At 47.6% G+C, this 13716-nt stretch carries 11 protein-coding genes; 2 read left to right on the top strand and 9 right to left on the bottom strand.

All coding sequences use genetic code 11. The features are described from left to right. Nucleotides 1-260: 260 nt before the first annotated feature. Both OXH39_24265 and OXH39_24270 read left to right on the top strand, forming a co-directional pair. Nucleotides 261-1043 carry a DUF1828 domain-containing protein gene (locus OXH39_24265; protein ID MCY3553581.1) on the top strand — a complete coding sequence of 261 codons (783 nt, stop codon included), beginning with the start codon at nucleotides 261-263 and terminating at the stop codon, nucleotides 1041-1043. Nucleotides 1044-1059: 16 nt separating this feature from the next. Further along, a complete protein-coding gene (locus tag OXH39_24270; protein MCY3553582.1) occupies nucleotides 1060-2160 on the top strand; it encodes a Gfo/Idh/MocA family oxidoreductase in 1101 nt (366 codons plus the stop codon). A 19-nt stretch (nucleotides 2161-2179) separates the two neighbouring features. On the opposite strand, the gene OXH39_24275 is transcribed toward OXH39_24270, so the two are convergent. The 9 genes from OXH39_24275 to OXH39_24315 form a co-directional block, all read right to left on the bottom strand. After that, complete coding sequence (locus OXH39_24275) at nucleotides 2180-4804, bottom strand: PIG-L family deacetylase (protein MCY3553583.1); 2625 nt, start codon at nucleotides 4802-4804, stop codon at nucleotides 2180-2182. A 108-nt stretch (nucleotides 4805-4912) separates the two neighbouring features. Further along, nucleotides 4913-5734 (bottom strand): sugar phosphate isomerase/epimerase, encoded by an 822-nt coding sequence (locus OXH39_24280; GenBank protein ID MCY3553584.1) that lies wholly within the window; start codon nucleotides 5732-5734, stop codon nucleotides 4913-4915. 141 nt (nucleotides 5735-5875) lie between these two features. Continuing rightward, nucleotides 5876-6901, bottom strand: a complete 1026-nt coding sequence (locus OXH39_24285) for a hypothetical protein (protein MCY3553585.1) — start codon at nucleotides 6899-6901, stop codon at nucleotides 5876-5878. Between the two features lie 35 nt (nucleotides 6902-6936). Then, nucleotides 6937-7956, bottom strand: a complete 1020-nt coding sequence (locus OXH39_24290) for a TlpA disulfide reductase family protein (GenBank protein MCY3553586.1) — start codon at nucleotides 7954-7956, stop codon at nucleotides 6937-6939. Between the two features lie 54 nt (nucleotides 7957-8010). Further along, nucleotides 8011-8826 carry a hypothetical protein gene (locus tag OXH39_24295; GenBank protein MCY3553587.1) on the bottom strand — a complete coding sequence of 272 codons (816 nt, stop codon included), beginning with the start codon at nucleotides 8824-8826 and terminating at the stop codon, nucleotides 8011-8013. A gap of 182 nt (nucleotides 8827-9008) precedes the next feature. Further along, nucleotides 9009-10313 (bottom strand): redoxin domain-containing protein, encoded by a 1305-nt coding sequence (locus OXH39_24300; GenBank protein MCY3553588.1) that lies wholly within the window; start codon nucleotides 10311-10313, stop codon nucleotides 9009-9011. A gap of 68 nt (nucleotides 10314-10381) precedes the next feature. Further along, a complete protein-coding gene (locus OXH39_24305; protein ID MCY3553589.1) occupies nucleotides 10382-10894 on the bottom strand; it encodes a hypothetical protein in 513 nt (170 codons plus the stop codon). 24 nt (nucleotides 10895-10918) lie between these two features. Continuing rightward, nucleotides 10919-13288, bottom strand: coding sequence for a redoxin domain-containing protein (locus OXH39_24310; protein ID MCY3553590.1), 2370 nt, complete (start codon nucleotides 13286-13288; stop codon nucleotides 10919-10921). Next, the gene (locus OXH39_24315) at nucleotides 13285-13674 is read right to left on the bottom strand and encodes a BlaI/MecI/CopY family transcriptional regulator (protein ID MCY3553591.1); all 390 of its coding nucleotides are present in this window, start codon (nucleotides 13672-13674) and stop codon (nucleotides 13285-13287) included. Before OXH39_24315 ends, OXH39_24310 begins: the two co-directional genes overlap by 4 nt. Nucleotides 13675-13716 lie beyond the last annotated feature (42 nt).

Raw genomic sequence — 13716 nt, forward strand, 5'->3', positions numbered from 1 at the left:
ATACCAAAAGAACCTTGATAACTATGGCTTTCGCATAACTTCTGAGAAATATCAGCAAAATTGAAAAACAAAAAATTTACGGTTACCACATTCATTTTGCTACAGAGCGATATCAGGTGAGAGGATATGATGAGGAAACTTATGCAGAGGAAACAGACCGCTATAATAATCTTGAAGGTGCGTTACAGTGTCTTATACAGGATGCGGGCTTTGAATTACCTGCCCAGCTGGAATTAAAACTTTTTTAGGAGGTGAGAACAATGTCCATCAAAACAATAGAAAAAGACTTTATTGATAAGGTTTCCGCAGAGATACAACTCTCAGCAGATGGTAAAGACCGCTTCCTCGTTTTTACACCCTTCCATTTCAATGATGGGGATCAGTTGGTTATTGTACTGAAAAAAATGGGAGAGAGGTGGGTACTCTCAGATGAGGCACACACCTATATGCACCTTTCATACTATATGGATGAACAGAGACTTCATAGTGGAAATCGCCAGAAGTTAATTTTAAAAGCACTATCTATGTTCCAAGTTGAAGACTGTGACGGAGAATTAGTTATTGATGTCTCTGATAGGCATTATGGGGAAGCACTTTACGACTTTGTTCAGGCACTACTCAAGATCATTGACGTTACGTACTTGTCGCGAGATACGGTTAAGTCAACATTTATTGACGATTTTCAAGCCTTTTTGTATCAGAAGGTTGAATCAAGGCGTATGACATTCAATTGGCAGCACCCTACGAATGATCCAGATGGAATTTACAAGGTAGACTGTAGAATAAACGGAAAGGTCCTCCCTTTATTTGTGTTTGCCCTAAATAATAGTGCTAAAACGCAGGCAGCCACAATCACATTACACCAGTTCAAGGCATGGGGGGTTAATTGCCAACCTATAGGTGTTTTTGAGAAAGAGAATGCGACGACTCGTGATGTATTCTTACGTTTCAACGATGTTTGCGATACATATTTCACCGACATAATTAAAAACGGCGAAGAAATCGGACAATATTTGGAAAGTTATATGTTAGATAAAACGTAATTAAGGAGCATTTTGAATGTCCAATACAACTCCACTCCGCACGGTGATTGTCGGATGCGGCATGATATCCGCGGGAGGCTATCAACCGCGCTGCCAAGCGTACCCACATCTCATTGAATTGGTTGGCTACTATGATCAAGACGAGACGCGTGCCTCAGCATTGGCAGAACGGAACGGTGGTCGCGTTTACAAATCGCTCGACGAAGTCCTAAATGACGCAAACGTAGAGGCGATTGTAAATTTGACGCTTCATATTTCGCATTATCCGGTTTCGTTGGCGGCACTGAAGGCAGGGAAGCATGTCTATTCTGAAAAGCCAATTTCCATCCGTACAGACGAGGCGAACGAACTCGTGGAAACAGCAGAAGCGATGGGTTTAAAACTCGCGTGCGCACCATCGGCGATTCTTGGCTATGTTCAGCAGAACGTCTGGCAACGCATACGTGAAGGTGAAATCGGCGATGTCATCTCTTCACTCGGGAATTTCGGTGGTCCGTTAGAACACTGGCATCCGAGTGCGGACGCTTTTCTGATGCACGCCGGTCCATTTCGGGATGTCGCCCCTTATCCGCTAACAACGATGACGACCATGATCGCCCCAGTGAAAACTGTGCATGGCTTTGCACGAGTCGCTGTTCCGAAACGGGTGCTAACCCAAGGGCCGCGTGAAGGCACTGAATTTGAGATAAATGAGAAAGATCACGGGTTTGCCGTGCTGGAGTTTGAGAACGGTGCCCACGGGTTCATCTATCACAGTTTTACTGTCGCTTCTGGAATTCCACCTTATGAGATCCATGGTACAGCAGGCGGATTCTCCCTTCAGGCGCACGATGATGGACGCGGTATCAAGAAATTTACCCCATCGGGTGGATGGCAAGATGAACCCTCGCCGCCGAAAGCCTTTACCGGCTTAGATTGGGGCAAAGGAGTTGCGGATTTCGCAGACGCAATCAGATCTGACCGAAACCCACGCTGTAACGGCGCACAGGCACGGCACGCATTAGAGGTCTGTGAACGGATAATCGAATCGTCGGATGCAGGCAAGCCTGTTGATGTCGTAAGCCGCTTCCCGGCACCACAGCCTGTTGGCGATGTGGCACCGTGGGAAGAGGCGTAGGGGCGAGGTCACCTCGCCCTCACTGACCCAGGGTTAACATATTAATGAAAAGGCGGTATGCCCCGCCTACACCTGCCGGGAGTTGCCGATAGAAGGCATAAGCGGCGTAGGTATAGGTGCCTTGTCCGTATTCTGCATACATAAATCCGCCGTGTTGCGGTTCCTGCTCCCGGTCGTTGCATGTGAGAAGTGCCTGATAATTTGCGTCCCACTCGGTAAGGAATTTGGAGCCGCGCTCCTCAACCCACCCATCGAAATCCGCCTCTGTAATTTGATTCGGACTGCGGAAGATGGCGTTGTCCGGCATCAAAATAGTTACCTTTGCATCCTCTTCGGAGACCTCTTCCGGTCGTCTGCCCATTGTATAAGGATACGGACCGAAGGGGGCTGCATCGAATTCCGGGGTCTGATATTGGACGATGAGATTACCACCCTTATGCACGTAGTCGAGTAGTCTACTGTTATAGGCGACAAGATCCCGCCGCACGGCGTACGCCCGAATACCGACGAGGATCGTATCGAAGCGGTTCAAATCGCCGGTACGGAGTTCCTCTCTGTCTAACATTTCTACGTCAATTCCAATCTGTTCCAGAGCCTCAGGAACTTTATCGCCTACACCCATGATGTAGCCGACGCTCAAGTTCTTCTGTGGAAGTTCAAGCGAGATGCTATGCAGCGTCATCGTGGCAGGGTGATACAGGTGGCGCGGTTCAAGGTCTCGATGATCAATTGTCTGATAGCCGGTGGTATATTCTTTGTTGTTATATGTAGCGACTGCTTGAATTGTGTATACACTACCTGCTTCCACACCCTCAGTAGATACCTCAAAAGTAAACGTCTTGCTTGCACCTTCGTGTGTGAAGGCGAAAGGCGCGTTTTCAGGGGATGCCTGCCATCCATCCGGAAGTTTAAGCGAAAGTGTACCTTCCGATTCACCCTTTACGTTATTGAGCATCTCCACCGTTGCGATAAAGGTGGTTTTTCCACCTGTCATCGTAGATTCAGAGATTGGAATAACGCCGATACGAGGTGAGACAGATAGACTAATGGCAGGGGCAACCGTTAGCAAACGCCGTTTTTCACCCCAAGGTCGGTTAATCGAACGCGTTTGGGCGGGCTGCGTTACTATAAAGTCCACACCGTCTACACGGTAGGTTACAACGCCGTGAACCTCAGGTGGCGTGAAGGGTAGAAAACGGGACGCTGGATGATTGAGTGTATAGACCGCATCGTGATATTCGGATGCCCGCGACCAATAGGGTTGCGTGTATGCCGCATTTTGTGGCACTTCCACCCCGAATGCGATAGAGACGGGTGTGTTCGTCTCTATGGGAGTCATCTCTTTCGCGTCCTCGTCTCCTTGTATTTGATGCGTGTCCCAGCCTTCAGGTGTGTCGAGCCAGGCATTGATGAATTCAGCGGCAACCGGTGCCGGATTCACCATCCGAATTCCGATTGAAAACTTTTGCCCAGGAATTGCGACAGTAAAGGTGTCAAGCGAGCGTTCCCCGGTGGGTTGAACAAGCACTTCCAATGACACGCCAAGCGCGGCGTTCGCAGTGGTCATAAATTCCTGTTCTTTATTCCTAAGTAGGAAAAGGAGATGTGATTGATCATTGCTATTGATGTCCGCTTCCTGTATCCTTTCGATTAACGCGCGAGTTGTTCTTAACCCACTTACGAGATGAGGGACAATCGTCCAAGGCTGACGGGCATCGTAGGCACTGACAGCAGCATCAACACTATTCTGAAGTTGTGCAAACTCCGCATTCAGAGTAGGGATGTTGGCGAGTTTCGCCATGCCCGAAATCGTTGTGTCGAGTCCATCAAATAACGTGTTTTCAGACTTTGGTTGCTCGGATAGGGTTGTGTCTACTAAGCGCAATTCCGAAACCGAAGAACCCTTGGACGCGCGCGTCTGTCCGGCACCTTGTGAGCGTTGGTAGCTAAGCCCTTGGCGTGCAATCTGGGAGTATGAAAGCCCCAATAAGGCGTTGTATTCGCCTGTGTCAATTTTTAATACAGGCACATCACCGGTATCGTTGCTGCGTCGCCATCTGGAACGTGAAATATAAAGTTTCTTCGGTTGCCACGCGTGTAGTCCTGCGGAAAGGTGTTCCGGGAACCGGTTGGCATCGCCTGCGACACGGAACGCCTCTTTGGTCACAACGCCGGATGCTTGATGGTGCCCGTGTCCATCTTGACGATTCCCTTGATACCGAGCGATGATAACATCGGGACGGTAGAGACGAATCAGGCGGACCATATCTTCCAAAAGCATCTCATAGTCCCATTTTTCCAGAGTTTCATCGAGTCGCTTGGAATAACCGAAATCAACAGCACTGCTGAAAAAGAGGTCTATACCGTAGTAGCGGACAGAGGCAAGGTGTTCCTCCGTTCGGACGATACCCAACGCGTCGAATAATTCGGACCCAATGAGGTTCGCGCCCCCTTCACCCCGCGTGGTTGAATATAATCCCGTTCTGATACCACGGGCACGACTGAGCCATGTCAACAACGCGCCGTTTTCATCGTCGGGGTGCGCGACGGTGTGTAGGACGGTGGCAGTTGTCTGTAGGCGTTGCAAAGCACGCCAAACTTCCGAAGCGTTCGTTGTGCCTGCCATTTCTCCTGTGTCTGCCATAGCCGTGTCCCTTCCTATTGTTCCGAGCAGTGCGAAAATCAAAATTGATATTACAACTTTTCTGAACATTAGAAAATTCTCCAATCCTATCGGTTTTGTGCCTTTCTATCAGGGGAGGGCATCGCGGAGCATCGCCACACTCTGTGGAACCCCGATATTTGCATGCGCCTTCCCTTCAAATTCAATGGATATGTATCCCTGAAATCCAGCATTTCTTAGAATGTTGATTATTTTAGCATAGTCCAACTCTAATGTATACCATTCACCACCGCCGTAATAGGTTTTGGCGTGAACAAGCACCGCTTCATCGGCGATCTGTTCCAGTTTTTGGTATGGATCTGAGAGGAAATTACCACAGTCCATTGTCACCTTCAACCATTCTGAATCAATGGCAGAAACGATACGATTGACCCCTTCAGGTGTGCATGTTAATCCCCAGTGGTTTTCGAGTCCGAGGACGACCCCATATTTTTCGGCATCTGGAAGACATTTTTCGATGGAGGCGATGACCCATTCAAATGCCTCATCTTCTGTGTGTCCGGGAAGTGTCGGTTCTTGCCCTTCAGTTTTCATCAGTTCATTGAAGGAAGGGACGGTGCCCCACCGTCCTGAGTTGAGGCGAATCGCCGGGATACCGAGTTCGTGTGCTAATCGGATGCAATGGATGGTATGATTGATGTTTTTTTGTCGTGTTGCCTCGTCTGGCGAGACGAAGCCTTGATGGATGGAGAGTGCGTAGAGATCGAGTCCATGAATGAAAGCGAGCCGTTTGAGTTTCTGAAGATACGGATTCGCTTCCGATGCCATCTGTTGATGTAGGATTTCAACGCCATTGAGTTCAAGCCGCGCGGCTTCCTCAATGACGTGCTCAATGGGAACGCGTTCAGACTTGAAATGCCAATAGGAGTAAGTGGATACACCGAGTTTCATTTATCACCTCATTTAGAGTATTTGTGCGCTATATGATAGCATAACTCGGAATTCAAATCCACTTTTTTGTCGGTTATCAGTCCGGGCCTGGGGGTCCAAAATTGGGCGAAAAAGCGGAAACTAAATAGTCCTCCTATATCGTCAATGCTGCTTGAGTCTGCCCCACGGCACTATTTGCTTTTCTGTGCTCGGTGAAACGGGCAAGAATGCCTCCGGCACCCATTCCGGATGCAAACCCAGTGACAACTCATTTACTATTTCAATGGGGTCGCTGAGTCCACCTGCAGCCTTTACAAGGTGGATGGCACTATCTCCAAAGATTTCATCGACGGGGAGTGCTTCACCGGGTCCCGGCAGCCGCACTATTCTTTGGAAAGCATAGGCAATCCATTGTCCATCAGGTGACCATGCGGGATTACTCGCCCATTCACGTGCCCCTAATCGCGTCAGTTGGCGAAGGTTATTCCCATCTATATCAATGACGAGGATATTCTTGGTTTCATTTTCCAAACTCGTTGTCGCATAGGCAATCTGTTTGCCATTGGGAGACCATGTGCATCCCGCTAACGCACCTTTTCCCAGTTTTCTCAATCTTCCACCATCGGCAGTCATCACATAGATCAAAAAATTGTCCGCCCTATGCTCCGGTCCTTGATAGGAGGTAAAGGCGATCCATTGGCTGTCTGGCGACCAAGTAGGATTTGTATTGTCCCCTTTTTTTGTCAACTGTTTCAGATTTGATCCATTTGCATTGATTCTATAGATCTGCCGATCCCCGGTTCGATCGGAGACAAAGCCAATCCACTTCCCATTAGGCGACCAAGCAGGAGAATAGTTCCGTCCTGGATGGTCTATCAACCGACGCGATTCCTTGCTCTGGAGGTCCATTACGTGGATAGTGGTTTTCCCTATTTCTCTGGATACGTATGCAAGAAAGCGACCATCAGGTGACCAAGCGTGCTCGCCCCCTTTTTTTGCGTTATTGGTGTCAAGTTTTCGTAGATCCTGACCTGTGCTATCAATGAGATAGAGATCAGCAGTCCCTTCGTGTTCGGAGATAAAGGAAAGTGCCTGAACCCTGGCTTGTGCATTTTCGGTCAAAAGGCTACTGCTTACTAACAACGCGATACCTAACATCACGTAAACCTGTATCTGTTTTAGTGTCATGAGGAGCTCCTTCGCGCCTTTTCGGTGGGACGCGGCTATTGGTTCTTAGGTTTATCCGACCCCGCCGCTGCCACCAACTTCTCTAAATTCGCCTGTCTACCTTCGCGAGAGATCAACTTATGGTTGGCTTCATGGGCGATCAACGTACCATCTCTATCAATAAGCCACCGGGCTGGAATAGATTTAACGTTATGCTGTTTCACAAGCGGACACTGTCGTTCTTTCCCACTGTAAATTTGCTGCCAGCGGATGTCGTTTTCCTTGAGGTAGTTTCGGAGCTTCGTTTCATCCGTGTCGAGGCTAATCCCAATGACCGCAAATCCCTGGTCTTTATAGGTGTCGTAAATCCTTTTGACATTCAGTATATCACTGATGCAGAAACTGTTCCAAACCGCCCAAAAATCGAGTAAGACGACTTTCCCGCGATGTTGCTGGAGCGAAATCGGTTTGCCATCAAGGTCTGTTGCGGAAAAATTGGGAACAGGTTTTCCAAGCAACGCCAACGGAGGCGTAACCTTGCTGCGGTATTCCATTGCGAGTTCGGTGTTGCCTAATTCTTCATGAATCTCAGCAATAAGGCTTTTAGGGTTGAAGAAAATTTTGAAACGCTCAATAAGTTGATCTATGTCGTTTTCCCGTCCAGCTTTAATATAGAGACGAATAAGTATGCGGTAGATATAGAAAAAACTTTCATTATCTGGGTGTTGCTGAAGCCGCGCTTCCAAATCGGCGATAGATTTTTCAATGTTTGCCTCGTTGGGTTTTTTGCTCGGCTTTTGTGCCGCAACTTCCACCCCCGCAGACGACTTTAACAGTTCTAAATACCGAGGTATCCGCTCACTACGAGGCAGGTAGTACGGATGAAACAGACTCATATTGTGTAGATGTCCGAGCACTTCCAAGTCGGGGGTCAGTGTCAGAATGTCCACAGAATCGGTGTAATGTTGTCGGAGTTTCGTTGCCAAGGCAGCAGCTGATGCCCCTTTAGTGCCCGCCTGCAGCTCAGGTAACTCTCTAAGCAAAACCCAAACATTCACAAAGTGCGTGTTGAGCAACTTAATAATTTTCGGTGAGGAGAGCGGACCCGCTCTCAAACTTTTGCCCGACCCTCAGCACGATTCATCGTCGAGTACACCGAATAAAAGGACTGCATGAATCGGGCGATTCGATGCTTTCGCGCGTTCAACCGCATCTTCAATCGGAGTCCATTCAATTTCAAAGAACTTGTAGAACGCATCCTGAAACTTCCTCTCAACTTCTTCCGCAGTGATAGCCGTTTCCCAAGCAATCGATTTTGGCTGCGTCTCTGATAAACTGCAGAGTTCCATACGAGGAACAAATCCTATATCGGCGGTTCTAAAGGCTACGATATCTACATTGCTGTTGCGGGGTGGAAGCGATAGCGTCCATTGACAAATCGTTCCACTCTTGCGGTTGATGACGAGATGTCCAGCAAATTGGGCTGGGCTAAAGCGAGCACCGATGGACGCATCCAGTATGAAGCGGGCGTGGATTCGGAAGGTGATCTCAGCATATTCAGGCGAAAGTGCCCGTAAGCACGCCTTTGCACCGTTCTGACCGTGTCTGAGATTCATTGTTGCGCCTGAATGAAACTGTTGGAGAAAGGGAAGAATCCCCTCCGGCTCCAAGTCCCAGACATCCCCGACGTTAGCCGTTGATGGTGGAAGGAAGACTTGGAAATCCGTTGTGCTGTAGTTCTTCAGTGGATGTGCAGGTCCGGGGTTGAATAACTTTAGCCACTGTTTCCATGTCATATCCACCGGTTCTTGCCACTGTGCCTTGGATCGATTAAACTTTTCTTCTGTTGCCCACTGCAGGTTATTCGCTGTGTTCTCAATCGGATCCCAATGTGCTTGCACTGGAACAGTTGCTGAAGTGCTTAGCACGTTACGACGGTCTATCATTATCTCCACTCCCATTGTTGGAACGATTTATGGTGAAGTATACAATTACTTAGACATTGGGAGGCGAGGTTAGGAACCTCGCCAGCGATGGTGCGATTTTCTATAGACATACCACTTTTCGGATTTTACTATAAACACCCAAAACCTATTAGGCAGCAACTTGGGATACCATAGTAAACATCCTATCGGTCTTCCGGTTTATCCTTGAGTGCTTCCACCACAAGCCGTTCTAAATCTTCACCTCTGGCTTTATGCGAAATTAATTTGCCATCTCTATCAATAAGCCACGGTGCTGGAATACCACGGATACCGTATTGCCGGACCAGAGAATCTTCACCCCTTGCTCTATCGAAAATTTGCCGCCATTGGATGTTGTTCTCCTTAATGTAGTCCCGCAGTTTCGGTTCCTCATCATCAAGACTGACCCCGATAATATCAAAATCTTGGTCTTTATAGGTATCGTAGACTTTCTTGACGTTGGACATTTCTGCGATGCACGGACCACACCAAACCGCCCAAAAATCGAGCAAAACGACTTTTCCGCGGTAGTCTTGCAACGAGATCGGATTCCCATCGAGATCAATTGCGGAAAAGTCAGGCACCGATTTTCCCCACAATTCATATTTAGGATCAGCCTTGCGGTCATACACGTCAGCAAGCTCAGTATTTCCTAATCTCCTATAGATGTAGGCAAGTCTCGCATGGATAGGTTGTGCATCAGGAAGCTGCTGCTCCGCCTCCTTAAAAATCTCAAGCATTTCCTCATATCGCTCGGCTCTCGCAAGCACTTCGAATAGCATTCGATAATAATCAATGTCTGTTGTCTTGTATGACTTGAGACGCTCAACGATGGCGTTTGCAGATTGTTCGTTTCCTACTTTAGTATAGAGACTGATAAGCCGCGGATAGATTTCAAAGAAACGAGGGTCATCTGGGTGTCGTTCAAGTGTCTCTTCAAGAGCAGTGATAGCTGCTTCGGGACTACCATATATCTCTTCCGATGTGTACACACCCGATGACCAAAATACTTTAAAAGCGAAACTCAAGTTTAGAACCGTAAACGCTTGATTCTTATGATGCCGACAACGAGCCAGGGGTATAACGTCCCCATACACTACACGTTCTTCACTTTTCATTGCTCTATATTCAGGGTGAAACTGGTACCCATAACTTACCGGCATTTTCGGGTCCGCGTTGCTTGTAAAGATTGGTTTGCCACCCAATTCATCTGCCGGACACAGCAAGAGATTCGCATCTGGCAAATACTTCGGATGCAGTTCCGATAGCCACTCTGGAAAATCGCCGTGTTCTTTCTTATAGGCTTCAACCGCCTTGCCAATTGCAACCAAATTTTGTGTGCAGATTTCAATGTTTTTCTGGCTCTGTGCCTCGGTGAGATCTTCACTCGGCTTTTCTGCAGGTGTATCTGCGTTCGCAGAAGCCATTAGTAAACTCAGGATCATCGCTACAGTCAAAATTGCTTTCATTTCAGTATTCTCCTTTTCAAATTTCTTATGAAATAGTATTGAATATTTCCCGCATCTGCGAGAATTGACTATTCACGCGCTTCCAAAAATAGTTTCTGGAATTTAGCAACGACACTGCTTGCCACGTTTCCTAAATCATTTTTAGGGAATAGGTACAAACCTGCTTGAGAATGTTCAATCAGGTTTACTGTGAGATCGTTAACGCGTTCCCAATTTGACACAGCAACATCCGGTTTGAGAATACTATTGTCAAAATAATCAATATACTGAACACAGGCAACAATATTACCGGTTTTTCGCCTATCTTCGCCAACTCGTGCTTCGACGAGAACGATGGATACCACATAAGATACACCCTTCTCAATCTCCAAAACAGCAGTTATATTTTCGGCTCTACTAAAGGCTTCAAGAAAATGTTCCTCTACTAAAGGTTTAAGTTCCTCGTCCCCTGCAATATCAAGAAAGATTTTGATGTTCCCGGAATGTTCTGGAAATTCTTGGACAGGTATGCTTTCTAATGAGATTGCTATGAAACTTAGCATTACGCTAACTGCCAGAAAAAGTATCAAAAACCGTTTCATTTTGTTCCCCTTTGTCAATTTCGGCTATTCATTCGCGGTCTTATCCTTGAGTGCTTCTATTACAAGTCGTTCTAACTTCATCCCTCTGGCTTCGCGTGAGATGAGTGTGCCATCTCTATCAATAAGCCACGGTGCGGGAATGGAACGAATATGATACTGTTGGACAAGAGGACTTTTCCATTTTTGTCCGCTGAAAATTTGCCGCCACTGGATTTCATTCTCCTTGAGGTAGTTTCGCAGTCTCGTTTCATCCGTGTCAAGGTTAACCCCGATGATGTCAAATCCCTGGTCTTTGTAGGTATTGTAAACCCGTTTCACGTTTGGCATTTCCGCGAGGCAGAAACCGCACCAGATTCCCCAGAAGTCGAGTAAGATGACTTTCCCGCGATATTGTTGGAGCGAGATCGGTTTTCCATCAAGGGCAGTTGCAGAGAAGTCAGGCACAACTTTCCCAACAAGTTCCGACATCGGATCCGCCTTTTGCCGATATTCCGCGGCGAGATCGGAATTACCGAATTCCTCATGGATTCGAGCGAGCTCCGCAAGGGCATAGCGATTGTTTGGATGCCGTTTCTCAAATTTCTCGAAAACCGCAAGCACTTCTTCATCCCTGTTTGCCATCTCAAGCATCCTGCTGAGAAGAAAATGTGCCTGAAGATCGTCGGGTTTTATAGCAGATTTGAAACGATTAATAAGTCTGTTGGCATCTTCCTGCCGTCCAACTTCAATATAGAGACGGACAAGCGAAGAGTAGAGATGAAAGGCAAGATGGTTGTCCAGTTGTCGTTCCTGTTGTTGTTGAAGGCCCGCTTCTAAGGCGATGATGGTTTCTTCAGGTGTTCCATACATCTCTTCCGGTGTCTGTTCCCAGACATTGGATGACTGGTAAACCTTCAAGGAAAAACTCAGGTTTAGACAAGCAAACGATTGATTCGTATGATGTCGGCAACGAGCGAGTGGTATGACATCGCCATATATAGCGAGGTTTTCCCGCGTTCTTTCTCGATACCCAGTGTGAAACTGGTAGCCATAACTCACAGGCATCTTCGGATCCGCGTTGATAAGAAAAAGTGGCTTGCCACCTTTGGTATCCGCCGGACAAAGTAGGTTGTTTGCATCTGCCAAGTATTTCGGGTGAAGATCTGAGAGCCACTGGGGAAAATCGTTGTGTTCTTTCTGGAAGGCTTGAATCGCCTTACCAATCGCAAGCAAATTTTGGGTGCAGATTTCAGTGTGTTTCTCGTCCTGGTCCAAACCTGAGGCTTGTGAATGTGCTTCAGATTTCGATAGCAATTCCTCTGGGGTCGGTTGCGAATTGGATGTCCCCTGAATTTGTTGGTGCAGCACCTCTTCTGTGTTCGCTGCTTGTGTTAAACGCATCGTTCCCATTGGGACAGCGAAACCGATGAAAATGAGCAGTCCGATTCCGGCAGCAACCTTTTTCACCGGATGCCGATTTAGATTTTCAGCGAGAACGGTTCGGAGGCGTCTTTCAATCTTGGAGGAGCGTGCTATCGCGACAGCCGCACGCGCCGTCACCTTTGCTATTTTCACATTGCGTGTAATATCAAGCAGAAGTTGCGCGTACTTGGTTGATTGATACCCAGCGTTTAGTACTTGGTCGTCGCACGCTTGTTCTGCTTCTATCCGCATCCGATGTGCTGCAAACCATACGAACGGATTAAACCAGTAGACTGCACACGTTACCTGTGCGACCATCTGCATCGTCCAATCCCATCGTTTGATATGTGCCAATTCGTGTAGGAGAACAGCGCGAAGTCGCTCGGTTTGCCATTGATCCGCATCAACCGGCAGCAAGATTACAGGACGTAAGAAACCCCAAACTATTGGTACTGTAATCCTATTGCTGAGACGGACATTTGTTCGTTGGTTCCAATTGGATCGGCACTTCTCGGCAGCACGGCTAAAATTGTTACCACGAGCAGAGATATGCCAGACAGCACCGATTCCAACAATCAAACGGATGAGAAGAAACAAACCAGCACCTGCCCAGATTATCGCCATCCAGTCTGTCCAATGCAGTGTGGTAAGGGGACCGCTCTGAACTGTCACAGAGTTAGGTTGAGGCTGTATTGATGTGATTGGTATTGACGATACCGGCTTTGGTGACAATTGGCTCTGTGCAATTGAAACTGGTGCTTCTGCCGGTAGAATACCGAGCTCCCACTTCGGGAGCACGAAAGAAAACAGTGGGACGGTGAGGCATCCGACAATTGCCATGCTCCAAACGAAACCGCGCACCGCCGCCGATTTACGACGAAGGCAAAATGCGAATAAACCCGCAACGGCGAAAATAACCAAACTTTTCATCGTAGTGTCAACGAGAAATTTCAGCAATGGGTCTGCATAGAGTGTCTCAATGAATCGCATCATGACGAGGTGCCTCCTTTTTTCGCTTGTTCAATGAGTTGGCTTAAACGATCGAGTTCCTCATCCGAGAGGTCAACTTCGGAAACCAGTGCTATAACCGTTTTCTCAATGGATTTATCAAAAAAAGTCTGAAAAATCTGTTTGAGCGCGGAACGTCCTACAAGATGGCGGGGTTGCGTTGGACGATAGATATAACGTTTGCCATCTTTTTCGTGGATGAGGTACCCCTTCTCCTCCAAGATTCCCAACAGTGCCCGAACTGTAGAGTAGGTTGGCGGATCCGGGAGATCTTTGAGCACATCGGCAACGGAAACGCGACCGTGTTGATAGACGATATCCATGATTTGCCGTTCCCGGCGACTCAGTTTGACGGTCCCGTAGTCTTCCATTTTTTCACCCCTTTTCGTAATATGCTAAAATTTTAGCATTTA

The sequence above is a fragment of the Candidatus Poribacteria bacterium genome, from assembly GCA_026702755.1.
GTDB lineage: Bacteria > Poribacteria > WGA-4E > WGA-4E > WGA-3G > WGA-3G.